Annotated in this window: 23 protein-coding genes; 17 read left to right on the forward strand and 6 right to left on the reverse strand. The window is 72.4% G+C overall.

Features of this window, described 5'->3' with window-relative positions:
* Positions 1-78: 78 nt before the first annotated feature.
* The 6 genes from ACQP2F_RS22785 to ACQP2F_RS22810 all read left to right on the forward strand — a co-directional run bounded on the left by ACQP2F_RS22785 (position 79) and on the right by ACQP2F_RS22810 (position 4,687).
* Entirely contained in the window at positions 79-987 is a 909-nt protein-coding gene (locus ACQP2F_RS22785) for a sugar phosphate isomerase/epimerase family protein (RefSeq protein WP_433307169.1), read from the forward strand.
* A 141-nt stretch (positions 988-1,128) separates the two neighbouring features.
* Positions 1,129-2,349, forward strand: a complete 1,221-nt coding sequence (locus ACQP2F_RS22790; protein ID WP_433307171.1) for an anion permease — start codon at positions 1,129-1,131, stop codon at positions 2,347-2,349.
* A gap of 14 nt (positions 2,350-2,363) precedes the next feature.
* Complete coding sequence (locus tag ACQP2F_RS22795; RefSeq protein ID WP_433307173.1) at positions 2,364-2,681, forward strand: hypothetical protein; 318 nt, start codon at positions 2,364-2,366, stop codon at positions 2,679-2,681.
* A gap of 11 nt (positions 2,682-2,692) precedes the next feature.
* Positions 2,693-3,007, forward strand: coding sequence for a DUF3349 domain-containing protein (locus ACQP2F_RS22800; RefSeq protein ID WP_433307175.1), 315 nt, complete (start codon positions 2,693-2,695; stop codon positions 3,005-3,007).
* Between the two features lie 122 nt (positions 3,008-3,129).
* The gene (locus ACQP2F_RS22805; protein ID WP_433307584.1) at positions 3,130-4,404 is read left to right on the forward strand and encodes an anion permease; all 1,275 of its coding nucleotides are present in this window, start codon (positions 3,130-3,132) and stop codon (positions 4,402-4,404) included.
* Position 4,405: 1 nt separating this feature from the next.
* Positions 4,406-4,687: a hypothetical protein gene (locus ACQP2F_RS22810; RefSeq protein WP_433307177.1), complete on the forward strand. Its 282-nt coding sequence runs from the start codon at positions 4,406-4,408 to the stop codon at positions 4,685-4,687.
* A 39-nt stretch (positions 4,688-4,726) separates the two neighbouring features.
* Here the strand turns inward: ACQP2F_RS22810 and ACQP2F_RS22815 are convergent, their stop codons facing one another.
* The gene (locus ACQP2F_RS22815) at positions 4,727-5,815 is read right to left on the reverse strand and encodes a glycerophosphodiester phosphodiesterase (protein ID WP_433307179.1); all 1,089 of its coding nucleotides are present in this window, start codon (positions 5,813-5,815) and stop codon (positions 4,727-4,729) included.
* 194 nt (positions 5,816-6,009) lie between these two features.
* Here ACQP2F_RS22815 and ACQP2F_RS22820 point away from each other — a divergent pair, with 194 nt between their 5' ends.
* The 3 genes from ACQP2F_RS22820 to ACQP2F_RS22830 are packed head-to-tail and all read left to right on the forward strand — an operon-like array spanning position 6,010 to position 7,211.
* Positions 6,010-6,384, forward strand: coding sequence for a VOC family protein (locus tag ACQP2F_RS22820; protein WP_433307181.1), 375 nt, complete (start codon positions 6,010-6,012; stop codon positions 6,382-6,384).
* Between the two features lie 9 nt (positions 6,385-6,393).
* Positions 6,394-6,750, forward strand: coding sequence for an MmcQ/YjbR family DNA-binding protein (locus tag ACQP2F_RS22825; protein WP_433307183.1), 357 nt, complete (start codon positions 6,394-6,396; stop codon positions 6,748-6,750).
* A gap of 44 nt (positions 6,751-6,794) precedes the next feature.
* Positions 6,795-7,211 carry an SRPBCC family protein gene (locus tag ACQP2F_RS22830; protein WP_433307185.1) on the forward strand — a complete coding sequence of 139 codons (417 nt, stop codon included), beginning with the start codon at positions 6,795-6,797 and terminating at the stop codon, positions 7,209-7,211.
* 67 nt (positions 7,212-7,278) lie between these two features.
* Here the strand turns inward: ACQP2F_RS22830 and ACQP2F_RS22835 are convergent, their stop codons facing one another.
* From ACQP2F_RS22835 to ACQP2F_RS22845, 3 genes are all read right to left on the reverse strand, one after another.
* Positions 7,279-10,260, reverse strand: coding sequence for a glycine--tRNA ligase (locus ACQP2F_RS22835; protein ID WP_433307187.1), 2,982 nt, complete (start codon positions 10,258-10,260; stop codon positions 7,279-7,281).
* Between the two features lie 50 nt (positions 10,261-10,310).
* Positions 10,311-11,159, reverse strand: coding sequence for an SGNH/GDSL hydrolase family protein (locus ACQP2F_RS22840; protein WP_433307189.1), 849 nt, complete (start codon positions 11,157-11,159; stop codon positions 10,311-10,313).
* 84 nt (positions 11,160-11,243) lie between these two features.
* Entirely contained in the window at positions 11,244-12,209 is a 966-nt protein-coding gene (locus ACQP2F_RS22845; RefSeq protein WP_433307191.1) for a helix-turn-helix domain-containing protein, read from the reverse strand.
* Positions 12,210-12,264: 55 nt separating this feature from the next.
* On the opposite strand from ACQP2F_RS22845, the gene ACQP2F_RS22850 reads away from it, so the two are divergent.
* The 5 genes from ACQP2F_RS22850 (at position 12,265) to ACQP2F_RS22870 (ending at position 18,800) form a co-directional block, all read left to right on the forward strand.
* Positions 12,265-12,891: an MFS transporter gene (locus ACQP2F_RS22850; RefSeq protein ID WP_433307193.1), complete on the forward strand. Its 627-nt coding sequence runs from the start codon at positions 12,265-12,267 to the stop codon at positions 12,889-12,891.
* A gap of 23 nt (positions 12,892-12,914) precedes the next feature.
* The gene (locus tag ACQP2F_RS22855; protein ID WP_433307195.1) at positions 12,915-13,451 is read left to right on the forward strand and encodes a hypothetical protein; all 537 of its coding nucleotides are present in this window, start codon (positions 12,915-12,917) and stop codon (positions 13,449-13,451) included.
* Between the two features lie 916 nt (positions 13,452-14,367).
* Positions 14,368-16,584 (forward strand): FUSC family protein, encoded by a 2,217-nt coding sequence (locus ACQP2F_RS22860; protein WP_433307197.1) that lies wholly within the window; start codon positions 14,368-14,370, stop codon positions 16,582-16,584.
* A 49-nt stretch (positions 16,585-16,633) separates the two neighbouring features.
* Complete coding sequence (locus tag ACQP2F_RS22865; RefSeq protein ID WP_433307198.1) at positions 16,634-17,248, forward strand: hypothetical protein; 615 nt, start codon at positions 16,634-16,636, stop codon at positions 17,246-17,248.
* A gap of 73 nt (positions 17,249-17,321) precedes the next feature.
* Positions 17,322-18,800 carry an MFS transporter gene (locus tag ACQP2F_RS22870; RefSeq protein WP_433307585.1) on the forward strand — a complete coding sequence of 493 codons (1,479 nt, stop codon included), beginning with the start codon at positions 17,322-17,324 and terminating at the stop codon, positions 18,798-18,800.
* A gap of 12 nt (positions 18,801-18,812) precedes the next feature.
* On the opposite strand, the gene ACQP2F_RS22875 is transcribed toward ACQP2F_RS22870, so the two are convergent.
* Positions 18,813-20,396 carry a diguanylate cyclase domain-containing protein gene (locus ACQP2F_RS22875; protein ID WP_433307200.1) on the reverse strand — a complete coding sequence of 528 codons (1,584 nt, stop codon included), beginning with the start codon at positions 20,394-20,396 and terminating at the stop codon, positions 18,813-18,815.
* Between the two features lie 196 nt (positions 20,397-20,592).
* Here ACQP2F_RS22875 and ACQP2F_RS22880 point away from each other — a divergent pair, with 196 nt between their 5' ends.
* The 3 genes from ACQP2F_RS22880 (at position 20,593) to ACQP2F_RS22890 (ending at position 25,375) form a co-directional block, all read left to right on the forward strand.
* The gene (locus tag ACQP2F_RS22880) at positions 20,593-23,133 is read left to right on the forward strand and encodes a LamG-like jellyroll fold domain-containing protein (protein WP_433307202.1); all 2,541 of its coding nucleotides are present in this window, start codon (positions 20,593-20,595) and stop codon (positions 23,131-23,133) included.
* A gap of 60 nt (positions 23,134-23,193) precedes the next feature.
* Positions 23,194-24,492, forward strand: coding sequence for an MFS transporter (locus ACQP2F_RS22885; protein WP_433307204.1), 1,299 nt, complete (start codon positions 23,194-23,196; stop codon positions 24,490-24,492).
* 109 nt (positions 24,493-24,601) lie between these two features.
* On the forward strand, positions 24,602-25,375 hold the full coding sequence (locus tag ACQP2F_RS22890; RefSeq protein ID WP_433307206.1) for a carbon-nitrogen hydrolase family protein: 774 nt from the start codon (positions 24,602-24,604) through the stop codon (positions 25,373-25,375).
* Between the two features lie 18 nt (positions 25,376-25,393).
* Here ACQP2F_RS22890 and ACQP2F_RS22895 read toward each other — a convergent pair whose 3' ends face one another.
* Positions 25,394-25,981, reverse strand: a complete 588-nt coding sequence (locus ACQP2F_RS22895; RefSeq protein WP_433307208.1) for a hypothetical protein — start codon at positions 25,979-25,981, stop codon at positions 25,394-25,396.
* Positions 25,982-26,027 lie beyond the last annotated feature (46 nt).

A 26,027-nucleotide genomic window follows, 5' to 3' on the forward strand; every position in this document is an offset into this window, starting at 1 on the left:
ATCTGAAGAAACTTGCCTTCACAGTGGACGAAACCGGCGGTTAGTCTGCGCCAGGACAGCCGTTCGAAGGAGACCGCAATGCCGCAGTCACTGAACCGCCGCCAACTCCTCGGTGCCGCCGCCGCTGCCGGCGCCGCCGGCTCGCTGGGCATCGCCGGCGCCGCTCAGGCCGGGGGGCAGCACGGCCGCCCGCACCGGGTGCCACGGGACCAGATCAGCGTGCAGCTCTACACGCTGCGCGACCAGCTCGGCATCGACCTCGAGGGCAGCCTGGCCGAGCTCGCCGAGATCGGATACACCCGGGTCGAGCACGCCGGCTTCGTCGGCCGCACCGCCGCCCAGTTCCGCGTCGCGCTCGACCATGCCGGGCTGCGCGCCACCTCGGGCCACGTCGCCATCCCGCAGCCGTTCGACGCGGACGTCTGGGAGGCCGCGCTCGAGGACGCCAACATCGTCGGCAACAAGTACATCGTCCACCCGTTCTTCGGGCAGAACGCGGGCGGCCCGATCCGCGACGCGGCGATCTACCACGCCTTCGCCCGCGACCTCAACCGGGCCGGCGCGCTGGCCCGGCGGGCCGGGCTCGACTTCGGGTACCACAACCACCAGGCCGAGTTCCTGCGCCAGAACGGGACCTCGCGGACCGGCTACGACATCCTCACCGGCGAGACCGACCCGCGCCTGGTCCACCTCGAGGTCGACCTGTTCTGGGCGTTCCGGGGCGCGCGCGACCCGGTCGACCTGATCGAGAAGCTGCGGGGCCGGATCAAGCAGGTGCACGTCAAGGATCTCGACGTCAACGGCAGCTTCGCCGACCCGGGCGCCGGGCTGATCGACTTCGGCCGCATCTTCGCCCGGTCCCGGGAGGCCGGCCTGGTCGAGTACATCGTGGAGCGCGACGACGCCGGCACCCCGCCGCGCACCCCGGCCGACGCGCTCAGGACGGCCGAGGCCGGCTACGACTTCCTGGCGAGCATCCGCTTCTGACCCGGCGGCCGGCGGCGTAAACCTCGCCGTGGCTGACGGGTCGGCGAACGCTGCGTGGTGCATTGACCAACGCCGGTCGAAATCTCGTTGCGCTGACCTGCAGGCCTTCAAGTCTGACCTTTACGGCGCGAGGCTGGCCGTGTGACAGAGTCAACGGTCATCCTGATCCTGGTGATCGTCACCGCCCTCGGTTTCGATTTCACCAACGGCTTTCACGACACGGCCAATGCGATGGCCACCTCCATCGCCACCGGCGCGCTGCGGCCGAAGGTGGCCGTAGCCCTCTCGGGGCTGCTGAACCTGATCGGCGCGTTCCTCTCGGTCGAGGTCGCGCTGACCGTCACCAACGCGGTCGTCAAACTGCAGGAGTCGAGCGGCGCACCTAAGGAGTCCTTGACCGCGGACGGCGGCGTGGCACTCCTGGTGATCATCCTGGCCGGCCTGGTCGGCGGGATCATCTGGAACCTCCTGACGTGGCTGCTCGGCCTCCCGTCGTCCTCGTCGCACGCTCTCTTCGGCGGGCTCATCGGGGCGACGATCGCGGGCCTCGGCTGGGCCGGTGTCAACTGGAACGGCAACGGCACCAAGCTCGACGGCGTGGTCGGCAAGGTGATTCTCCCGGCCGTGCTGTCCCCGGTGATCGCCGGCATCGTGGCCGGCGTCGGCACCTGGCTGATCTATCGCGTCGTGGCCGGCGTGGCGACGAGATTCACCGAGAGCGGGTTCCGCTGGGGCCAGATCGGCAGCGCCTCGCTGGTCTCGCTGGCGCACGGCACCAACGACGCGCAGAAGACGATGGGCGTCATCACCCTCGCGCTCATCGCCTCCGGCCACTGGATCAGCACCTCGAGCATCCCGTTCTGGGTGAAGGTCTGCTGTGCGGTGGCGATCGCGGCCGGCACCTACCTGGGCGGCTGGCGGATCATCCGGACTCTCGGCAAGGGCCTGGTCGAGATCACGTCGCCGCAGGGCATGGCCGCCGAGTCGGCCTCGGCCGCGGTCATCCTGGCGTCCAGCCACCTCGGCTTCGCCCTCTCGACCACTCACGTCGCCACCGGATCGATCCTCGGCTCCGGCGTCGGCAAACCGGGTGCGCAGGTGCGCTGGCGGGTCGCGGGCCGGATGGTGTCGGCCTGGCTGATCACGATGCCGGCGGCGGGCGTCGTCGGCGCGGTCATGTGGTACCTGAGTGACCTGATCGGCGGCGTCGCCGGCGCGATCGCGATCTTCGTGCTGCTGCTCGCCGCGGCCGGGTACATGTACCTGCGCTCGCGCCGGGAGCCGGTCGGCCACCACAACGTCAACGACGAGTGGGAGGACACTCCGGCGCCGGAGCGGGTTCCCGCGGGCACGGCCGGCTGAGAGGGGATCCGACCATGGGAAACAACCTGCAGTTCACGTTCGAGGCGGCATGGAAGGTCCTGCTCGCGGGGCTCGTCCTCGGCGCCGGGCTGCCGGCGATCTTCGCGCTCGGGGTCCGCTCCCTGGCGTGGGGGGCCGGTGACGAGGCCCAGGTGCACGCCGACGGCGTCACCGGTCCCCGGGCGCGCCCGGCCGGCAAGGTTCTCGCGTACGTCCTCTTCGCGGTGGTGTTGGCGGGGATCGCGCTCGGCATTACCTTCATCGTGGCCAGTGGTTTCGGCACGCAGTTGAGCTTCGAGCACATCTTCCCGACGATCGTCGACAAGCACTGACAGGAGCACGCGTGAGCGACCGTTCCAACTTTCTGACCCGCAGCGTGGAATGGCTGCGCGCCGGCTACCCCACCGGGGTGCCCCGGCAGGACTACATCGCCCTGCTCGGCCTGCTGCGCCGCAAGCTCACCGAGGACGAGATCCGGCAGATCGCCAAGGATCTGGCCGCGCAGTCTCTCCTCAGCGACGACCCGATCAGCGGCGAGGACATCGAGACCATGATCAGTGACTCGATGCTGCAGGAGGCCACCCCGGAGGACGTCGCCCGGGTCTCGGCCCACCTGGCGGCCGGCGGCTGGCCGCTGGCCGACCCGCCGACCGCATGATGAACCTCACGTGAACGGCCGAGGCGACAAGCCTCGGCCGTTCACTATGCGTAGAAGATTCACTACTCTACGTTCATATTAGGGAAACATCCGGTTAACGAGGATGGAACATCGAAAAGGTGATGTTCATCCTCTGGCCAGCGATCATCCATCCGGGCGACCATCACCACGTGAGTCAAGCTTCGGTCATCCTCGCCCTGGTGGTCGTGACGGCGCTGGCCTTCGATTTCACCAACGGGTTCCACGACACCGCGAACGCGATGGCGACCTCGATCGCCACCAAGGCGCTCAAGCCGAAGACCGCCGTCGCCCTCTCGGGTCTGCTCAACCTGGTCGGCGCGTTCCTCTCGGTGCAGGTGGCGCTCACCGTGACGAACGCGGTGGTCAAGATCCAGAATTCGGACGGTACGCCGAAGGGGTCGCTGACCGCGAACGGCGGCGAGGCACTGCTGCTGATCGTCCTCGCCGGTCTCGTCGGCGGCATCATCTGGAACCTGCTGACCTGGCTGCTCGGCCTGCCGTCGTCGTCGTCGCACGCCCTGTTCGGCGGGCTGATCGGCGCCACCATCGCGGGGCTGGGCTGGGCCGGGGTGAACTGGAACGGCAACCGCACCAAGCTCGACGGCGTGGTCGGCAAGGTCCTGCTGCCGGCGGTCATGTCCCCGGTCATCGCCGGCGTGGTCGCCGCCGCCGGCACCTGGATCATCTTCAAGATCACCACAGGCATCGCGGTCCGGTACGCGGAGCGCGGCTTCAAGTGGGGGCAGATCGGCAGCGCCTCGCTGGTCTCGCTCGCGCACGGCACCAACGACGCGCAGAAGACGATGGGCGTCATCACGCTCGCCCTGATCGCCTCCGGCAACTGGACCGACACCAAGAGCATCCCGCTGTGGGTGAAGGTGGCCTGCGCCGTGGCCATCGCGCTGGGCACCTACCTCGGCGGGTGGCGGATCATCCGTACGCTCGGCAAGGGTCTGGTCGACATCGCCCCCGCCCAGGGCATGGCCGCCCAGTCGGCCTCGGCCGCCGTCATCCTCGCGTCCAGCCACCTCGGCTTCGCGCTCTCCACCACCCACGTGGCCACCGGCTCGGTGCTCGGCTCGGGTGTGGGCCGCCCCGCCGCCCAGGTCCGCTGGCGGGTGGCCGGCCGCATGGTCACCGCCTGGCTGATCACCCTTCCCGCGGCCGGCCTGGTCGGCGCCGCGATGTGGTGGGTCGGCGACCTGATCGGCGGCGTGGCCGGCGCGCTGGTGATCTTCGGGCTGCTGGTGGCGGCCGCGGCCGGCATGTGGCTGCGCTCGCGCCGCATCCCGGTGGACAGCCACAACGTCAACGACGAGTGGGAGCCGGTGGCGACGCCGGCGCCCGCCCGCCCGCGGGTCGCCGAGAGGGTCTGACATGCACAACCTGGGTTTCGCCCTCGACGGCGCGTGGCGCGTCCTGCTCGCCGGCCTGGCGCTCGGTGCCGGCCTGCCGATCCTGTTCGCGCTCGGCATCCGCTCGCTGGCCTGGTCCGACGCCGGCGGGGTGGCCCGCCCGGCCGGCCGCGCGCTCGGCTTCACGCTCTTCGCCGTCGTCGTGCTGGGCGTCCTGCTCGGCATCACGTTCATCGTGGCGACCGGCTTCGGCAAGGCGCTGAGCTTCGAGCACATCTACCCGACGATCGTCGCCAAGCACTGAGGGGTGCGGGGGGACGCCTCGGCGTCCCCCCGCCCCTGACTACCGCAGCTGGCGGGCCAGCACGCCGATGTCGGCCTGGTCGGTGAAGAGACCGTCGATCCCGGCGTTCAGGTACGTGATCTGCTCGTCGAACGCGCGCCCGTAGTCGTTCGGGTTCGTGCCGATCCGGTAGTCGGCCGGCAGGAACTGGTTCTCGGCCCGGAACGTGTACGGGATGACCTTGAGACCGGCCGCGTGCGCGTCCCTGACCAGCGACGTAGGCGTGCCCAGCGTGTCGTCGGCGTTGCGGGGGATGACCTGCGCCTTGTCCGGGCCGATGCCGTTGACGTAGCGCGCCAGGTCCTTGAGGCCCGCCGGCGTCAGGTATTCCGCATAGGTCTTCGGGTCGTTGAACGGCGACCCCGACGCGCTGGTCAGGAACACCAGGTTGACCTTGGTCTGCGGGCGCAGGGCGCGCAGGTTCGCCGCCTCGAACGACTGGATCCACACCTTCGCGCCGCGGTGGTCGAGGCCGAAGCCGCGCAGCGCCCGCAGCAGCGGCCCTTCCAGTTCAAGACCGAGGCGGCGGTGGTACGTCGGGTGCTTCGTCTCCGGGATCACGCCGATGTTCCGCCCGAGCTCGTGGGACAGCCGGGCACGCAGCGCCAGCATCTCGTGGAAGGTCGGCACCTCGAACAGCCCGTTGTAGATCGTGTTGCGCTGCCGCACGGCGGGCAGCCGCTCGACCGCGCGCAGCGTCTTCAGCTCGGCCAGCGTGAAGTCCTCGGTGAACCAGCCGGTGGTGCTCACCCCGTCGAGCAGGACGGTCTTCTTCCGGCCCGCGAACTCGGGCCGGGACGACACGTCGGTGGTGCCGCCGATCTCCGGCTCGTGCCGGCAGACCAGCACGTGGTCCTTGGTCGAGACGAGGTCGGGCTCGATGTAGTCGGCGCCCATCCGGGCCGCCAGCTCGTACGAGGCGAGCGTGTGCTCGGGCCGGTAGCCGGAGGCGCCGCGGTGCCCGAACACCTCCGTTGCGGGACGGCCGTGGCGCGCCCCGGCCTCGGCGGGGACGGCGATGGCCGTGGTGAGCGCGGGGGCGGCGACGGCTACGGCGCCCATGCGCAGCACCTGACGTCGGTCTGCCATGAGGTCCTCCACGGGACTCGGTCACCGGCGACCTTCGCCGGGGGTCCCGGACAGCAGTCGACGTTACTCGTCCGACCGGCCGGCGACCGTCGTGTGGCGATCACGGAAACGGCGCGGGAAGCGTCGGCCGAAGCCGCTCGCCGGGTCTTCGGAGGCCTCCGGCGGCTCCGCGGCGGTTTCGGTAGATTGCCGGAATGCATCGCAGCCGACTCTCCACCGTGCTCATCGACGTTCCCGTGGCCGAGGCGCCCGCCGCCGCCGCGTTCTGGTCGGCCGCGCTCGGCGTGCCCGCCCGGCCCGTGCCCGGCGAGGAGCAGTTCACCGGGCTGCCCGGCGCGCTGCCCGGCCTCTCGCTCGCCGTCCAGTCGGTCGACGCCGAGGCCCGCTACCACGTCGACCTCGAGACCGACGACCTCGAGGCCGAGACGGCCCGGCTGCTCGCGCTCGGCGCCGTCCAGATCGACCAGTGGCTGGAGTGCCGCATCCTGCGCGCGCCCGGCGGCCACATCCTGTGCGTGATCCCCCAGCACAGCGAGGACTTCGAGAAGCACGCGACGACCTGGGAGTAGTCTGTCGCGGTGGCCGACGCCGATGACGTACGCCGCCTGGCGCTGTCGCTGCCCGGGGTCGAGGAGATCGACAGCGACGGCTTCGACTTCCGGGTCGGCAACAAGGGCTTCGTCTGGTCCTATCCGGAGCGCCGGCCGGGAAAGCCGCGCGTGATCCGCACCGACATAGCGGTCCTCTACGTCGGCGACGAGGCCGAGAAGCAGGCCTTGGTGCTGGGCGAGCCCGACCTGTTCTTCACGACGCCCGGCTACGACGGCCTGCCGCTGGTGATGCTGCGGCTGCCGCTGTGCCCGGCCGAGCGCCTCACCGAGCTGGTCACCGACGCGTGGCACATGCGCGCCCCGGCCGACCTGGCCGGCAACTGATGGGGGAGCCGAGTGTCCGGCGCGGTCGCGGCGGTGGGTCGCTGATGGCCAGCGTGCGCGTGGAGACGCTGGTCGAGGCGCCGGCGGAGGCGGTGTGGGACGCGATCGCGGACGTCGGCGCGGTGCATCGGCGACTTCTCCCCGGGCGCGTGGCCGACGCGCGCTTGGACGGTGACACCCGCATCCTGACCATGCCCGACGGCGCGGTCGTGCGCGAGCTGATCGTCGCCGTCGACCATGAGCGGCGCCGGATGGCCTACTCGGTGGTCGGCGGGCAGCGGATGCCGCTCGCCTACCACCACGCCGCGTTCCAGGTCTTCGCCGAGGGCGACCGGGCCCGCCTGGTCTGGGTGACCGACGTGCTCCCGCACGAGATGGCCGGCCACGTGCGGCCACGGGTCGAGCGCGGCCTGGCCGAGATGAAGGACGTTCTCGAGGCGAGCGCGGCCTGGCCCAGATGAAGGACGTGCTCGAGGCGAGCGCGGCCGCAACGCCGACCAGGCGCGGTGCCGGCGGCGAGGCGGCCGCCTAGCGGGGCTGCAACGCCGACCAGTCGAGGACGCCCTTTCCCAGGTCGCGGACCGTTGCGAGCAGGCCAAGGCGGGCGGCGCGCACCGCGGGGTCGTCGGCCATCACGAAGACGTCGTCGAAGAACGTGGCCAGCGGGCCGACCAGGCGGGACACGGCGGCGGTGAAGCGGAGCAGGTCAGGGCCGGCCGGCGCGGACGCGTCCAGCTCCGCCGCGACCGCGGTGACGGCCTCGTGCAGGGCCACCTCGGCCGGCTCCTTCAGCACACCGGGGTCGTAGCCGGCCGGCGTCGACGCCGGGACGATGCGCCGGGCCCGCTGGATCGCCTCGGCGACGGCCTCGAAGTCGGGGTTGCCGGCCACCTCGGCCAGCTGCGCCAGCAGGGCCGAGGCGGTCGACGGGCGGTCGGCGTGGACGAGCACCGCACGTACGCGATCGACGGGGTTGCCCTCCTCGGTCAACGCCTGCTCCAGTCGCTTGGCCAGGAAGTCGGCCGCCGCGGCCAGCACGCCGGCCGGGACCGGCACCGGCTGGCGTGACGCGGCCGCCCGCAGGCCGTCGGCGAGCGAGAGGCCGGCCAGCGCCGGATGCGCCCGGTGCACCGCGATCAGGCCCAGCACCGCCCGCCGCACGGCGAACGGATCGCTGCTGCCGGTCGGCAGGCCCACGGTCGCGGCCAGGCCGGCCACCAGGTCGAGCCGGTCGGCCAGCGACAGCAGCGCGCCCGGCAGCGACGCCGGCAGCTCGTCGCCGGTGTGGCGGGGCAGCTCGGCCTCGTAGACGGCCTGCGCCACCGCCCGCGGCTCCCCGGCGTGCAGCGCGTAGTCGCGGGCCATGACGCCGGCCAGGCTCGTCATCTCGGTAACCAGCTGGGACCCGAGGTCGAACTTGAGCAGCTGCGCCGCCCGGTCGAGAGTCGCCGACGACAGCCCCAGTCCACCGGCCAGTTCCACGGCCAGCGAGCCGATCCGCTCGGCCCGGTCGGCCATCGAACCCAGCTTGTCGGTGAACGTCAGCCGCGACAGCCGGGAGCGCATCTCGGCGAGCGGCAGCTCCCGGTCGGCGCGGTAGAAGAACGCCGCGTCCTCGTAGCGGGCCCGCAGCACCGCCTCGTTGCCGGCCCGGACCAGCTCCACGTCGACCGGTCCGTTCGCCACCGTCACGAACATCGGCAGCAGCGCGCCCTCGGCGTCGCGCACCGGCAGGTAGCGCTGGTGCTTGCGCATCACGGTGGTCAGCACCGCGTCCGGCAGCGTCAGGTAGCTATCGTCGAACGTGCCGAGCAGCGGCGTCGGCGCCTCCACCAGGTACGTGATCTGCTCGACCAGCGCCGCCTCGCCGCGCACGTCGACGCGGCCGTCCGGGTAGACGAGGTCCTGCGCGCCGGTCACGATCAGCTCGTGGCGGTCCTCGGGGTCGGCCACGATGCCGTTGAACGCCAGCGTCTCCATGAACGTCTCGGCCGACTCGATCTCGACCAGCGGGGCGGCCGAGGTGCGCAGCACGCGGGTGGTCCGGCCGGCCGCGAGCGCGCCCACCGACACCGGCACCACGTCGTCGCCCCACAGCGCCACCAGCCACCGGATCGGCCGGCTGAACGACAGCTGCGGATCGTTCCAGCGCATGTTCTTCGAGGCACGCAGGCCGGCGACCACCTTCGCGAGCACGGGGGCGAGCACGGTGGCTGCCGCGCCGCCGGCTTCGTGCTTCTCCACCACCGCGTGGCGTACGCCGTTGAAGTCCCGCTCGGCGACGTCACCGAGGGCCGCACCCTGGCCCCGGACGAAGCCCTCGAGCGCCTTCGTCGGACTGCCGTCGGCCGCGTACGCCTGCGCGATCTTGGGACCGCGCACCGTCCGTACGTGATCGTCCTCGCGGGCCGCGACGTCGGCGACCACCGCGACCAGACGCCTCGGGGTCGCGAACACCCGCACCTCGCCGTGGGACAGACGGGTGCCCCTCATGCCCTCGGTGACCGATTCGGACAGGTACTGGAGCGCCGCCCGGCACTCCGAGGGTGGCAGCTCCTCGGTGCCGATCTCGAAGACCAGCAGCCGTACACCGTTCTTCTCGGCCGGGGCGGCGTGCGGCGCGGCGAGCGCGAGCGGCTCGACCAGGCCGAGCGGGTGTCCCAGCTCATCGCGGCGGGCCACCCACAGCCGGGCGACGTCGGCGGCGAGCCGGCGCATCCGGGCGAACTCGGCCGCGCGGTCGGCGGTCGACACGGCGCCGCGGGCATCGAGCACGTTGAAGGCCTGGGAGCACTTCAGCACGTACGTGTGCGCGGGCACCGGAAGTCCGGCATCGATCAGGCGCTGCGCCTCGGCCGCATAGAGCTCCAGCAGCTGCCGGTTGGCGGCCACGTCGGCGTCGTCCAGGTAGTACCGGGACATCTCGTACTCGGTCTGGCCGAACACCTCCCCGTACGAGATGCCGGGCGCGTACTCGATCTCCTTGAAGTGCTGCTTGTCCTGCAGCGCCATGATGATGCGCTCGATGCCGTAGGTGATCTCCACCGACACCGGGTCGAGGTTGATGCCGCCGGCCTGCTGGAAGTAGGTGAACTGGGTGATCTCCAGGCCGTCCAGCCAGACCTCCCAGCCCAGCCCCCACGCGCCCATCGCCGGCGCCGCCCAGTTGTCCTCGACGAACCGCACGTCGTGCGCGGCCACGTCGACGCCGAGCGCGGCCAGGCTGCCGAGGTAGAGCTCCTGCGGGTTGCCGGGGTCGGGCTTGAGGATCACCTGCAGCTGGGTGTGCGTCTGCAACCGGTTGGGGTTCTCGCCGTAGCGCGAGTCGTCGGGCCGCACCGAGGGCTCGACGTAGACCACCCGCCACGGCTCGGGGCCGAGCACCCGCAGGAAGGTCGCCGGGTTCAGCGTCCCGGCCCCGACCTCGGTGTTCATCGGCTGGACGGTCAGGCAGCCCTGTTCCGTCCAGTACGCGGTCAACCGGGCCAGGGCGTCCTGCATGGTGAGCATGGCTGGAAAGTCTAGGTGGGTCGTGTTCGGGGCCGGTACGGAATATCCCCTCACCAGGTAAAGCGGCCCGGATAGGTGACGTCGGCGATCTCCCTCTGGCCCTCGGCGTCGGGGTGGAAGTAGTCGACGTGGTTGACCAGGTCGAGCCCGAAGCGGACGCCGTGCACGGCGCCGTTGTCCCAGCGGCAGCGCTTGCCGTAGGCGCGGCACGCGTCGCGCAGCTGATCGTTGTAGGCGTCGATGCGGTCGCGGACGGCGCGGCGGCGGGCCTCGTCCGGGGCCGCGTCCGAGGTCGGGGCGGACAGCATCGCGGGGCAGATGTGCAGGCGGCTCCACACCCGTACGGCCGAGGCATTGCTCCGGCCCAGATCCCACAGGCGGTAGACGTCCGGAATGCTGGCCACCAGCACACGCGACCGGGGCAGTCCCTTCCTCAGCCGGGTCAGCGCCTCGTCGACCGCGTCGCGGAAGGACGCCACCGGGGTCATCCCGGCGACGGTCGAGGCGCACGCGTCGTTGGCGCCGATCAGGACCGTCACGTAGGCGGCCTTCATCGCCACCGCCTGGGCGGCCTGGCCGGAGAGGTCGGCCGCCCGCGCGCCCGGCTCGGCATAGCTGCGGGCGTGCCCCTTGATCTTGCCGTTCCGGGCCAGGATGCGGCGGTAGTGGCTGTCGACCTCGTCGGCCGAGCCGGTCGACCAGGAGTTGCGGCCGCACGCCAGGTACGTGCCGCACGAGCCGAAGCCGGCCGTGATCGAGTCACCCAGGGCGGCCATCGACGCCGGATAGCCCTTGGCCGTGGCCGACGGCGACGGTGTCGCCCCGCCCGCCCCGCCCTCGCAGGCCAGAGCGAGCGTGGCGAGGACGGCGAACGCGACGAGGTGCCAGCGGCGGATCATCAGGCTCCCGGAACGGTGACGGAAAGCTACGCCCTCGGCACGATACGTCATGGCCGCCAGGCCGGTCGCGATCCGCGCCGCCGATCACCCGGGAGATGACCCGGCGACGAGGCGGTCGGCCACATCGGACCGCCGGTACAGCACCGACCGGCCGTGCCGGGCGCTGACCAGCAGGCCGCCGTCGCGCAGCGCGCGCAGGTGCTGGTTGACCGCCGTGGTCGAGACGCCGAGCCGGGCGGCCAGCTCGGTCGACGAGGCCGGCGTCGCGAGCAGCACCAGCAGCCCGGCCCGCGGCCGGCCGACCAGGGCGGCCAGCGCACCCGGAGCCGGCAGCGGTTGCGGCTCCCAGAGAGTGCCGACGCCGCGCGCCGCGTAGATGATCATCGGCGGCTCGAGCGGCGAGATCGGGGCCGAGGCGCTGCTCGGCCAGATCGACGGCACCAGCGTCAGCCCGCCCGTCGTGTCGCGCGCATAGTCCACGTTCGACCGCACGCGCACCTCGACCACGTCGCCGGCCATGCTCACCCGCCGCGCCAGCCCGGCGAACATCCCCGCCAGCCCGCGCTGGGCGATCTCCCGGCCGCGGTGGGTCACATCGGCCTCGAGCAGGGCGCGCAGGCGCGGCCAATGCGGGGCGAAGCACACCTCCCAGTACGCGTGGAGAGCGTCCACGATCCGCCGCAGAGCACCCGGTCCGCGCAGCGGGGCCGGCAGCCTTCCCGGCCCGTGCAGCGCGTGCAGGTCGCGGGCCACCACCTCGGCCGGCGTGGCGGCCACCACGGCCATCTCGTCCTCGAGCCGGGTCAGCGGCGAGCGCGGCATCGGCGTCACGAAGTCCGGGCACCACAGGTCGTCGTTGACCAGCAGCGACAGCGTCGCCACGTCGAGCCGGCCGCGCTGCCGCTCCATCCGCCGGATCCACGGCAGATGCAGCGGGAACCGGCCCGGATCCCGCCACGTGCGCAGCGACAGGGCGAGCTCGTTGAGCGGCGAGATGGCGAACCGGACGCCGCCGAGGTCCTGCCCGACGAGCCGGTATCGGATGACCATGAAGCGATACGCTACATCGATCGCGCCGCCCGACGCCGGCTGCGACAACTGACGGGTGCTGCTCACCACCCGTACGAGCCCGGTCGAATCCGCTCTGGCCTGGGCCTCCGCCACCGCGTCGCTGGCCAAGGGCCTGCAGTTCGCGGTCAGCGCGCTGTTCTTCACCACCGTCATCGGCCTGTCGCCGGCCACCGTCGGCATCGGCCTCACCATCGCCGGGGGAGCCGGCATCGCCGTCGCGTTCGGCTCCGGCTATCTGGCCGACCGGGTCGGCGCCCGGCGGGTCCTGCTCGGCGCCGCGGCCGGCCAGGGCGCGGCGCTCGGCGCGTACGGCATCGTGCGCTCGGCCATCCCGTTCGTCCTGGTCGCCTGCGTCGCGCTCGGCGCGCAAGGCGCCCAGCGGACCGCCCAGTCCGCCCTGCTCGCGCGTCAGTTCACCGGCGCCGAACGGGTGCAGGTGCGCGCCCGCCTGCGCGTGGTCACCAACGTCTCGGTCGGCCTCGGCTCCCTGCTGGCCGCGGCCGCCCTGGCCGCCGGATCGCCGCTGGCCTACCGCCTGGCGATGATCGCCGCCGCGCTGCTCGTCCTGTCCTCGGTGATCGCCCTGCGCCGCGTTCCCCCTTTCCCGGTCACCAGCGCGATGCCGCCGTACGCGCGCCGCTGCGTGACCGCCGGTATCTGACCGCGGCGGCCCTGAACGCCGTGATGACCATCCAGTTCGGCGTGCTGACCGTCGGGATGCCGCTCTGGGTGACCGCTCACACCCGGGCGCCGGCCGCCACCGTGGCCCTGCTGCTGGTGCTGAACACCGTTGTGGTCGCGCTGTGCCAGGTGCGCGCCGCGCGGATGGTCCGTGACGTGCCGGCGGCGGGTCGCGTGGTGCTCTCCGCCGCCGTTGCCTTGGTTGTGGCGTGCGGGTTGTATGCGGCCGCTTCCCGGGTCGTCGCCGCGGCGGCGGTGGCGATCCTCGTGCCGGCCGTGCTGGCGCACAGCCTGGGGGAGGTTCTGTCCGAGGCGGGGGGCTGGGAGTTGGCCTTCGAGCTGGCCGATCCCCGGGCGGCCGGGGTCTATCAGGGGATCAGCCAGACCGGGTTCGCGGTGGGGACGGCGGTGGCCCCGGCCGTGGTGACGTCGACGGCGGTGAACCATGGCGGGCCGGGGTGGGTGGTGTTGGCGGTCATGTTTCTCGCGGCGGGGGTGGGGACGTGGGGGGTGGCGGTGCGGTATCGGGGGGAGGGATGAAGAGTTCCCGCTCGTGGGGAGCAGGAAGTCTTCAGTGGTCGGGCGAGTCCGAACGCCGGTGACGTCGGCCGAGGCAGCCGAAGCCCAGTACGGTCCGTTTCACCCCGAACCCGCAAGATCGCCGACCCCGCCCTCCCAGGGGGAAGCCCCCGCTCGCCATTGTGGCGAAAGAATTCCAAGGTCACGCGAACGCGCTTGCCGGCCTGTGGACGAACCACCGATGTGGAAAACGGCCGGCGATTCCGAGAAACGTGCTAGCGCGGTTACCGGACGGACCGTCGCCAGTAAGCGATGAAGAGTTTCTGCTCGTATGGCGCGCGAATTCTTCATCCCTTACGGCGCGAAGGAGAACGAGGGGTGTCGTCCAGCGTGGGCGATCGCTGAGCCGAGCCGAAACAAGCAGAAACGAGCAGAAACCAGCTGAACGAGGGCCATCGACGCCAAGGCAGTCGCGTTGCAATCCCACTAGTGACGGGCGGTGAGTGTGCTGGCGACGGACGGGCATGACGGCGGGGGAAATGACGTAGGAGATGTGCCTGGAAGCCGCGCCCGGCGACGGCCCGTAGGCTCCGGGCCGCTGCGACGTCGGCGCGACCCGCTTACCGAGGGGCGAACATGCCGGTCGAGTGCGAAACGGTCACCCGGTCTCGTGGCGGCGCGGACATCGGCGGAGGGCCGGTTCGGCTTCCGGCACCCTCGGGTCGGCCGTGGTGATGCTGCGACACCGCTGGGACGGCCTCGCAGACCGTGGCAGGGGCCCATGACGGCCGACGGCGACAGTCATCCCCGATCGGACCGAAACGGACGGACAGCGGCGACCAGCCGCCCCACCGGCCCTGCGCGCAATGCCGGAATCCGGCAACGCGGCGCACGACCGGCCATGCCGAAACCCGCGGCCGGATGCGAAGATCGGGCGATGCAGTGGCTGCGGCGACGCGATCCCCAGCTCCTCGCGGTCCGCCGGGCCGCCCGGGTCACGCTGGTCGCCTGCCTCGGCTTCTATCTCTGCCGGTACGCGCTCGACCGCCCGGCCATGGCACCCTATGCCCTCTTCGGCGCCGTCGCGCTCGGGGTCCTCTCGCAGATTCCGGGCTCGCCGCGGCAGCGGTCGCGCACGCTTCTCGCCGTGCTTCCGGTCGTCTGGGTGCTGGTCAGCCTGGGCACGCTGCTGTCGTTCAGCACGGTCGCGGCGACGGCGGGGATGTTCGTGCTCGGCTTCGCGGTCAGCTATGCGGGGGTGGGCGGCCCCCGCCTGGCCGGTCTGGCCGCCGGCATGCAGCTGCTCTACATCCTGCCGTGCTTCCCGCCCTACGACCCGGGCTCGCTGCCGTACCGCCTGGCCGGCGTGACCTTCGCGATCCTGTTACTGGCCGTATCCGAGGTCGTCCTCTGGCCCGACCCGTCCCCGGCGCCGTACCGGGAGAAGCTCGGCGCCGCGGTCGGGGCGCTCGCGGGATGCCTCGCGGCCGTCGCCGACGCGTGGGCGGGTGACGCGCGCGGGCGCGAGCGTCTGGCCGCGTTGCTGCCGGAGGCCACCGACGCCGCCGACGCGCTGCGGCCCTCGCGGCTGCCGCCCCTGCAGCGGCCGGCCTCGGCGGGGCGCCGGGACCGGGCCTACAGCGCCGCGGCCGGCACCGCGCGGCTTCTGCTCGGCCGCAGCGTCGATCTGTTCTTCACCGACGAGCGGGACGCGGTGACGCTGCCGGCCGCGACCCGGCTGCTGCGCCGCACCGCGGAGTGCACGGCCGCCGCGGCGGCGTGGCTGCGCGGGGACGGGCCGCTGCCGGACACGCGGCACGTGGTCGAGGCGCTGTCCGACTTCCGGGCCGCCCGGATGAACACCGACCCGGACGGGATCGCGCCCGAGCGGCTGCGGCTCGGCGCGCTGGCGCTGGCGCTGGGGGAGTGGACCAAGACCCTGATCTTTGCGATCCGGATCGCGGGGGGCGAGCAGCCGGGACATCCGGATCCCACGCCGGCCGCGGCTCAGCCGGGTCCGTTCTGGTACGCGTACCGCCGCACCCCCTCGCTCTACTGGCACCGCCTGAAGGAAAATCTCACCCCCCGCTCCGTCGCCTTCCAGGGCGCCCTGCGCCTGGCCGCCGCGCTCGCGGTGGCCCGCCTGCTCGCCGGCGTCCTCGACCTCTCGCACGGGTTCTGGGTGCTGCTGACGATCCTCACCGTGCTGCGGACCTCGGCCGCCGAGACCCGGTCGGCCCTGCGTCCGGCGCTGGCCGGAACGGTCGCCGGCTCGCTGGTCGCCGCTGCGCTGCTGGTGACCGGCATGCATCCGACCCTCTACGCCGTGGTGCTGCCGATCGTCATGCTGTTCGGCTTCGCGGCCGGCCCGCTGCTCGGCATCGGCTGGTCGCAGGCCCTGTTCACGCTGGTCATCGCCCTGGTCTTCGCGCAGGTCACGCCGGTCGACTGGCGGCTGGCCGAGGTGCGCGTGCTCGATGTCGTGCTGGGCGCGGCGATCGGCGTGCTGATCGGCCTGTTCGCGTGGCCGCGCGGCGGTGCCGGCGAGCTGCACCGGGCGGCGGGCACGTTCATCGCGGCCGCGGCCGGCGTCATCCGGGAGACGGTGGAGGTGATGGCCGACGGTCACGCGCCGGGGGCGGCGATGCCGCGGGCCCGGCTGGCCGGTCAGCTCGCGGAGGCGTCGTTCGCGCTCTACCAGAGCGAGCGAGATCAGAGCGAGCGAGATCAGAGCGAGCGAGATCAGAGCGAGCGACATCAGAGCGAACGGCACGGCGAGGCCACTCCGGACTGGCAGGCCACGCTGGTCGCGGGGCATCACGCCGTACGCGGGGCGGAAGCGCTCGTGCGGTCCTGCCCGGCCGGGGGTCTGCTGCCGTCGGTCACCCCGCTGACGGCGGCCGCCGCCGAGGTGGCCGCCCGCTACGACGACGCCGCCGAAGCTTTGACGCGGCACGAGCCGGTCGTGCCGTCACCGGTGACCGCCGAGCGCCTGGTCTGGCCCACCGACCTCGGCCAGGACCTCTACATCATCGCCGACCTGCGCGTCTGGCTGGACGGGCTGCGCCGGGACATCGGCGCGATCCGGGGGCGGCCCGAGGGCGGGGACGGGTTGCGCGCCCGTGTGGCCCAGGTGGCGGACGGGGCGGCCTGATCTGGCCGAACCGGGCACCTGACGGCCCGATCTGCGACATCCTGCGCAGGTGGCGCAGAGTGCGGGACCGACGCGGGCGGAGGCGGCCGAGGGCGTGGAGCAGCGCCTGGCCGCGACCGTCCACGCGTACCCGGGCCTGCGTGTCGAGCCGCTGCCGGCCCAGTTCCTGCGCGCGCCCGAGACGCCGCCGGGTGGTCGGCGGGTGCTGCGCGGCGGCCGGCTGCCCGAGGGCGACGACGAGGTGTTCGAGGTGGTCGGCGAGCTGTGGCGGGAGGCCGGCTGCCGGGTCGAGGACGCGGCGGGTCTGGACGGCCGTCTTCTGGAGGCGCACGATCCGGCCGGGTACGTCGTGACGCTGGCCCGCCACGGCCTCGAGGACCCGATCCTGACCGTCGCCTCGCCGCCGTTCCCGGTGCCGTTCCTCGACCGTGGCCTGCTCGCCGGCCTGGGCGCGGGCCTGGCCACCGGCTGCCTCGGCCCGTGCGTCGCCCGGGTCGGCCCGTCCACGATCGTGCCCGGTCTCTCCTCGGTGTGGGGCTGGGTGCCGCTGTTCCTGCTGATCGCCGGCGGCAGCCTGTACCTGCCCGAGACCCGCAGGTTCGGCATCGGGCTGGCGGCCGGCGGCCTGTTGATCGGCGTCACAGTCGCCGCGATGTTCGCCTAGGGTTAAGTTCCCCCGGCCCGGGCACCTGGCTGCGGTGAGTGCCGAAACCCCGCAGGTCAACCGCTGGAAGGCGATGACCGTCGCCCTCGTCGCCGGGTTCATGACCCTGCTCGACGTCAGCATCGTCAACGTCGCGCTGCCCTCGATCCGCAGTGACCTGCACCTGAGCTCGGGCGAGCTGCAGTGGGTGCTCTCCGGCTACGCGCTCACGTTCGGCCTGCTGCTGGTCCCGGCCGGCCGGTACGGCGACGCCCGCGGCCGCCGCAACGTCTTCATCCTCGGCCTGGCCGTCTTCACCCTGGCCAGCGCCGCCGCCGGCCTGGCCACCGGTCCGCTGTGGCTGGTGATCGCCCGGCTGGTGCAGGGCGCCGCGGCCGGCGTGGTCAACCCGCAGGTCTCCGGCCTCATCCAGCAGCTGTTCAAGCCGGCCGAGCGCGGCCGCCCGTTCGGCCTGCTGGGCGCCACCATCGGCATCTCGACCGCGGTCGGCCCGCTGCTCGGCGGCCTGCTCATCCAGATCTTCGGCACCTCCGAGGGCTGGCGCTGGATCTTCTACATCAACGTGCCGATCGGGCTGGTCGCGATCGTCCTCGGCTACCGCTGGATCCCGGCCCGGCCGCGGGAGAAGCGCGAGCGGGAGAGCCTCGACCCGGTCGGCGTGGTGCTGCTCGGCATCGGCGTCCTGCTGCTGCTCCTGCCGCTGGTGCAGGAGCGCGAGTGGCACGGCCCGGCCAAGTGGCTGCTGGTTCCGGCCGCGTTGCTGGTGCTGGCCGGGTTCCTGCTCTGGGAGCGCCGCTACGCGCGGCACGACACGTCGGTCGTCGACCTCGCGCTCTTCAAGGTGCGGTCGTACGCCCTGGGCTCGCTCCTCGGCCTGCTCTACTTCGGTGGGTTCACCGCCATCTTCTTCACCTACACGCTGACACTGCAGAGCGGCCTGCACTACACCGCGCTCGAGGCCGGCCTGGCCATCACCCCGTTCGCGCTGGGCTCGGCCGTCGCGTCGGCGCTCGGCGGCCGCGCGGTCAACCGGTACGGCCGCCCGCTGGTCGTCGCCGGCCTGATCCTGGTGATCGTCGGCCTGGCCGGCGCGCTGCTCGCGCTGGACCTCTGGCCCGGTCGCCACGCCGGCTGGGCGACGGCGGTTCCGTTGCTGGTCGCCGGCCTGGGCAGCGGCCTGGTCATCGCCCCGAACCAGACGATCACCCTCTCCGAGGTGCCGGTGCGCCGGGCCGGCAGCGCCGCCGCCGTGCTGCAGACCGGCCAGCGGATCGGCACCGCGGTCGGCATCGCCGCCGTCGGCTCGGTGTTCTTCAACCGGCTGGCCGGCAACGGCGGCGACTGGCAGGCGGCGTTCCGCACCTCGCTCTGGGTGATCATCGCCTTCGTCGGCATCGCCCTGATCGCCGGCATCGCCGACGTGCTCTCCTCCCGCCACGGAGACCACGACGACAACCGCCGCCCGGACCGCCACGAGGACCACGGCCCGGACCGCCACCAGGACCGCCGCCCGGGCCGCCGCGAGGACCAGGGCGCCGTGCGCAGTTCCTAGCGCCGGATGAGGCTACGCGGCGCGGTGGGCCTCGCGCTCGATCTCGCGCTCGATCTCCCGCCCGGCCTCGCGGTGGGCGCGCCGGGCGCCGCCGCCGAGCGTCTTGGTGTCGCGCTTCGCCTCGTACATGGCCGCGTCCGCGCCGCGCATCAGCGCGTCGTAGTCGCCGGCGTCGTCCGGGAACAACGCGATCCCGACGCTGCCGCCGATCCGCACCTCCCGGTCGTCGATCGTGAACGGCTCGCGCAGCCGGTCCACGATCCGGCCCGCCACCGCGGCGGCGACCTGCTCGTCCGGGTCGCGGGTCAGCAGGATCGCGAACTCGTCGCCGCCGAGCCGGGAGACCACGTCGTCGTCGCGGACGGCGCCGAGCAGCCGGCCGGCGACCTGCTGCAGCAGCACATCGCCGGCGTGGTGCCCGGCGGTGTCGTTGACCTCCTTGAAGCCGTTGAGGTCGAGCAGCATCAGCGCGGCCCGGGTGCCGTTCGCGGCCGCCCGCGTCACCGCCTGCGATGCGCGGTCGAGCAGGAACGAGCGGTTGGGCAGCCCGGTCAGCGGGTCGTGGTAAGCCTGGTGGGAGAGCTGGGCGACGTGCGCCTGGGCGGCCTGCCGCATCCCGGCGCTGTCCACGATCAGGCCGCCCTCGACCGACAGCTGCTCGGCCAGGGCGCGGTCGCGGCTGGTCCACTCGCGGGTGCCGGCCGCGTCCCCGCACACGATCATGCCGACCGGGCCCTGCGCGGACATCATCGGGATCGCTATGTACGACCTGAGCCCCATCGTGCGGACGAAGCCGCCGGTGGCCGCGGCCGCCTGGCTCGCGTCGCCGACCAGGGCGGGCTTGCCCTCGGCGACGGCCCGCCACACCGGCGACTCGGTGACCGGCTTGTCGATCAGGTGGGCGAACCGCGCGTCGCCGTCGGCCAGGCCGACGCTGTGCACGTACCGGATCCGGCCGCCGGCGTCGACGAGGCAGAGCGCGCCGTACTCGGTGCGGAAGCCCTCGGCCGCCGACGAGACCAGGATGCGGCCGGCCTCCTCGACCGTGGCCGCCTCCATGCCCCGCTCGAACAGGCGCAGGATGATCGCCTGCACGTGGGCCAGGAACTGCCGCTGCTTCTCGGCGGCGAGCGCCTGCAGCGTGGTGGCGAAGTGCAGGGCGAGCGGGGAGAGGGTCTCCGGGCGCAGGCGGTCGAGCTCGGTGCCGGTGAGCAGCAGGACGCCGACGGTCTGGCCGCCGATCCGCAGCCGTACGGCCATCCGCTCGCCGTCCACGAGCGGTTTCGCCCCGGCCGCGGCCCGCAGCACCTTGCCGGCGAGGATCTGCTCCCGGGCGCCGGGCGCGCCGAACCGGGCCATCTCGTTGAACAGGCCGGTCTCGTAGTCGAGCTCGAACACGACGGCGCCGGTCAGCGCGCCGGCCGCGGTGAGGTAGGGAACGGCCAGGTCGAGGACGTGCTGGACGGACGGGGTGTCCTTGGTCATGAACGCGACGAGGGCGGCGAGCAGCGCGTCCTGCGGGTCGCCGGTCGGCTCGTGCGCCACCGACGTGCCCAGGACGGCGCCCATCGGCCGCACTCCGCTGCTGACGCTCATGGCCCTATGAGTCGGCACCCCCGCCGTGCCCTTGAGAGACGGCCCACGTGGCGCCGGTCGCAAACAAGTTGCAACGTTGCCCCGCCGTACATAGATCTGCTTGAAACCTTGACGTTTGCTGAAACATCTTGTTGAACTGTGTTGGCTCATGGCGAAACACGAGCGCACTCTTCCGCTCCGAAGGGACTTTTCGCGCGTGAAAAAACATGTCCGGAGCCGCTGGCTGCTCGCCGCCGGGTCCGCAACGGCACTCCTGCTCAGCGTCGCCTCCTCCGCCTCCGCCGATGACCGCCACGGCCGGACCCCGGCCCGGACCGCCCCGGCCCTTGCCGCGCCGGCGCTGACCGGGGCGGTCGCCGCGGCCGCCGATCCCGCCTGGCACAAGGGCATCCCGCCGCTCGCCACCGCCTGGACCGACCAGGTCGGGCCGGACAACGCGCTCCCGGAATACCCCCGGCCGCAACTGACCCGCTCCCGGTGGCAGAACCTCAACGGCGTCTGGGAGTTCGCCAAGGCGGCGGTGAACGAGCCCGTCCCGGCCGGCCGGAGCCTCGGCGAGCGGGTGCTCGTCCCGTACCCCATCGAAAGCGCTCTTTCCGGCATCCAGCGGCACGAGGACCGGATGTGGTACCGCCGGACCTTCACCGTGCCCCCGAGCTGGAAGGTCGGCAGCGGCAACCGGCTGCAGCTGCACTTCGGCGCGGTCGACTACGACGCCAAGGTCTTCGTCAACGGCACCCAGGTGGCCACGCACCGCGGCGGGTACGACGGCTTCGACGTGGACGTCACCGGCGCGCTGACCGCGAGCGGGCCGCAGGAGCTGATCGTCTGGGCCGAGGACCTCACCGACGCCACCGGCCAGCCGATCGGCAAGCAGCGCCGGACCAGCGACCACGGCATCTTCTACCAGGGCAGCTCGGGCATCTGGCGTACGGTCTGGATGGAGCCGACGCCGGCCGCGAACATCACCGGCTTGAAGCTGACGCCGTCCGTCAGCGAGGGCGTGCTGCACCTTTCGGTGGCCGCCGACGGCGCTGCCGGCCTCACCGTCAAGGCCTCGGCCAAGGGTGGTGGCTCGGTCACCGGCGCCGTGGGCACCGATCTCACGCTGCCGATGCCGCACGCCAAGCTGTGGTCGCCGGACAACCCATATTTGTACGACTTGTCGGTTTCGCTGGTCGACCGGGGCAAGACGGTCGACTCGGTCGGGTCGTACTTCGGGATGCGCGAGATCGGCACGGCGCCCGGGGCCGACGGCAAGCTGCGGATCACGTTGAACGGCAAGATCCTGTTCAACATGGCCAACCTCGACCAGGGGTTCTGGCCGGACGGCCTCTACACCGCGCCGACCGACTCCGCGCTGCGGTGGGACCTCGAGCAGGACAAGCGGATGGGCTTCAACGCGGTCCGCAAGCACATCAAGGTCGAGCCCGACCGCTGGTACTACTGGGCCGACAAGCTCGGCCTGCTGGTCTGGCAGGACATGCCGGCCGCCAACACCGGGCCGATCCCGGCCGAGTGGCGGGCCCAGTTCGAGGCCGAGCTGCACGAGATGGTCCGCGAGCACAGCTCCTGGACGTCGATCGTCGCCTGGGTGCCGTTCAACGAGGGCTGGGGCGAGTGGAGCAGACAGGACACCGGGCGGATCGCCACCGACGTCCAGGCGCAGGACCCGTCTCGGCTGGTCAACGCGCACTCCGGCGTCAACTGCTGCAACTCGCACGGTGACTCCGGCGCCGGCGACGTCATCGACTTCCACCAGTACCTCGGCCCGGCCACCCCGGCGCCGTCCGGCACCCGGGTGGCGATCGACGGCGAGCACGGCGGCTTCGGCCTCAAGACGTCCAACCACATGTGGTTCGGCGACGGCCAGGCGTACGAGATGGAGCCCGACTCGGCCACGTTGACCTCGAAGTACGTGGCCAACCAGGAAGCCGTGATCACCTCGGCCAAGTACTGCGGGATCAGCGCGGCGATCTACACCCAGATCACCGACGTCGAGGCGGAGCTCAACGGCTTCTTCACGTACGACCGGCAGAAGACCAAGATGGACCTCGCGCAGGTCCGCCGGATCAACCAGAAGATCATCAAATCGGCGGACGGGTCGGGCGCCAACGTGCCGCAGCCGCCGCCCGGCACGCCGGGCCTGACCGGGATCGCGTTCTGGCCGCTCGACGGCTCCTACGGTTCGCTGACCCCGGCCGGTTCTCCGGCCCCCGCTTTCGTGGACGGGCATAACGGACAGGGTGTCGACCTCAACGGCGGCTACCTCGACGCGGGCAAGCCGGTGCTGAACACGGCGTCCGACTACTCCGCGGCGGCCTGGGTCAAGCTCGACAAGGCGGACGGCGCGTTCCAGACGGTCGTCTCCCAGGACGGCGCGTCCAACAGCGACTTCTTCCTGCAGTACTCCGGCGCCGACCAGCGCTTCGCGATGAGCTTCGCCGGGGTGCGCGCGCTGGCGTCGTTCAAGCCCGAGACCGGCAGGTGGTACCACCTGGTCGGCGTCCGCGACACGGTCAAGGGCGAGCTGCGGCTGTACGTCGACGGCCGGCTCGCCGGCACCGCCAGTGCCTGCATGCCGCAGGCCGCGCCGACCGGCAACACCGTGATCGGCCGCGGCAAGTACGGCGGCAACCCGGTGGACTACCTGGACGGCACGGTCGACCAGGTGCACCTGTACGACCGGGCGCTCTCGGCCGACGAGATCGCTCAGTTGTACTCCTCGGGGAACTGATCACCCTCCGGCGCGCGGAGCGGGGTCGAGACATCGGCCCCGCTCTGCTTGTCTGTGCGGGTGGCTCCTCGCCGGTTCCGCCTGTTCTGGACGGGCGACACGATAAGCGCGGCCGGGGGAGCGCTGTCCGCGGTCGCCCTGCCGCTGCTGGCGATCGAGACGTTGCACGCTTCGGACGCGGAGGTGGGCGTCCTGCGGGCCGCGCAGACGCTGCCGTTCCTGCTCCTGGCCGTCCCCGTCGGGCTGCTGGCCGACCGCGTCTCCCGCCGGCGCCTGCTGCTGACCGCCGATCTGGCGCGGGCCCCGCTGGTGCTGGCGATCGCGCTGGCCGGGGCGGCCCTTCCGGTGAGCGGCCTGGTCGCGCTGGTCTTCCTGATCGGCGTGGGCACGGTCGCGTACGAGGTGGCGTACCTCTCGGTGCTGCCGGAGCTCGTGGACTCCCGGTCGTCGCTGCCGGCCGCGAACCGGGCGGTGGAGTCGTCGCACGCGGCGGTGTCGCTGATCGGGCCGGCGGTGGGTGGCGCATTGGTCGCCGCGCTGGGGGCGGCGGCGGTGGTCGCTATCGACGCCGTCTCGTTCGCGGTGGGTGCGCTGTTTACGGCTGTCAATCGATGGCCGTCGGGGGGTTCGGGTTTCCGCCGTCGTCCACAGGCGGCGCGTGAGCTCGCCGCGGGCTGGACCTGGCTCTGGGCTGACGGTTACGTCCGGCCGCTCACCTCCTACCTGGCCGTCAACAACCTCGCGGCGCAGGCCTTCCAGACGGCGCTGCTGTTGTTCGTCGTTCGCACGCTGGAGCGGGGCGCGGCCGCCGTGGGCTTCGCGGTGGCCGCCACCGGCTTCGGCTTCCTGAGCGGTGCGCTGGTCAGCCCGGGCGCTGCCCGCCGGTTCGGGACCGGGCGCGTCCTCGTCATCGCCTCGCTGCTCGGGGCCCTCGGCGTCGCTCTTGTCGCGGTCTCGGCCGGACTTCCGCTGGTGGTGGCCGGATCCGCGCTCGCCGGACTTGGCTCCGGACTCTTCAACCTGCACTCGATCGCGGTTCGCCAGGCCGTCACCCCGCCGCCCCTGCTCGGCCGGGTCAACGCCGTGGTCAAGACCATCTCCTACGGCGCCACCACGGTCGGTGCCCTGGCCGGTGGCCTGGCGGCGGCCGCCCTCGGCCCGCGGGCGGTGATCGGCGCGGCTGCCGTCGTTTCGCTGGGCGCCACCGCGTGCCTGCTGACGCCGGCGGTCCGCACGCTGACCGGCATCCCCGAGCCCGCGGCGCCGGCCTCTGACCGCAGGGACGGCGTCGAGGAGCCTACGGTGTCGGCCCATGACCGCAGCGACGGCGCCGACAAGGCCGGCCACGCTGACGACTGACGAGCCCGGCGGCTCGATGCGGCGCCGGGGGATGACTGACCCCGTAGCGCGCGGCCCATCCCGCAATGCGCATCCCGGAGGGTGTGCGCCGATCCGACAAGATGGCCGGATGCACATGAGCCTCATGATCGCCCAGGTCCCCGTCGTCTGGGATGTCGCCGCCAACCTCGCCACCGTCCACGCGGTCGTCGCCGAAGCGGCCGCCGGTGACGTGGTCGTCATGCCCGAGGGCATGCTGTCCGGCTACGGCGACGACCTCGCCCCGCTGGACGACCTCTCGCCGGCGGCCGTGCTCGCGGCCGCCGACGACGTGGCGAAACTGGCCGTCGACCGGGCCGTGCACATCTTCTGCGGGTCCCTGTTCCCGGCCGGGGCGGGCTGGTGCAATGCGGGCCTGTTGTTCGCGCCCGATGGGGGCCGGGCCGTCTATCGGAAGATCAACCTGGCCATGAACGAGCGGGGGCGTCTGGTGGCCGGCTCCGCGCTGCCCCTGGTCCCGTTGGCCGGCGACGCGGTCACCGCCGGCATCCAGCTGTGCCGGGAGATTCGCTTTCCGGAGCAATGGCAGCATCTGGCGGCGGCCGGCGCGCAGATCTTCGTCTACCTCACCCACGCCGCCAACGTGCGGGAGACGCCGGGCGTCTGGCGCAGCCATCTGGTCAGCCGGGCCGCCGAGAACCAGCGCTTCCTGGCCGCCGCCAACGTCGCCCATCCGGATCAGCACTGCCCCACGATGCTGGTCTCGCCGCGCGGCGAGGTGCTGGCCGAGCTTCCGGCCGGAGCGCCGGGCCTGCTGCGCCACCGGATCGACCTCGCGGAGAACGCCGTCTGGTATCTCGGGCAGCGCCGTGCGGATGTGCTGTCCCTGACCTACCACGCATGAGCCGCCGGATTTCCGGCCCTAGATGGTCTGCTTGCGCGCCTCGGCCACGTCGGCCAGCAGGTCGTCCCACTCCTCGTCGGCGCGGAAGGGCGGCATCGTCAGCGAGCCCGCCACGCGCGCGTTCGAGTACTCCCACCAGGCCGCCACCCGCACCGGCCACAGGCCCACCCGGATCGCGCCGCGCAGGAAGCAGCGGTGCGCGATCAGCGTGGCCGTGAGCATCCGCGGGTCGAGGCCCTCCTCGTCGATCGCCTTGCCCAGCGCGCGCACGTCGCGGTGCATCTCCGAGTAGGCGATCATCGAGGGCATCGCCGGCACCAGCACCTCGGCGCCCTCGGCGATCAGGTCGTCGGCGTAGGCGGGGGTGAAGACCAGGTCGGCGGTGGTGACGATCAGCGGGAGGATCGCGCGGCCGCGGCGGATGTCGAGCTGGACGGCCGGCTCCTGGGTCGGCACGAAGACGTCGGCCACGTCGGTCACGTCGTCGGGGTCGAGCGTCGCCGTGTCGCCCAGCGCGGGCACGTGGATGTGCAGAGCGCCCCGCCGGACACTCACCTCGACCCCGGGGACCTCGGACAACGCCTCGGTCAGCTCGAAAACCCGCATGCGCCCGTTTTACCCCATGCCCGCCAGGGCGACCGCCTCTGGGCCC

Origin of the sequence: Actinoplanes sp. CA-030573 (assembly GCF_050951115.1) — a bacterium.
GTDB lineage: Bacteria > Actinomycetota > Actinomycetes > Mycobacteriales > Micromonosporaceae > Actinoplanes.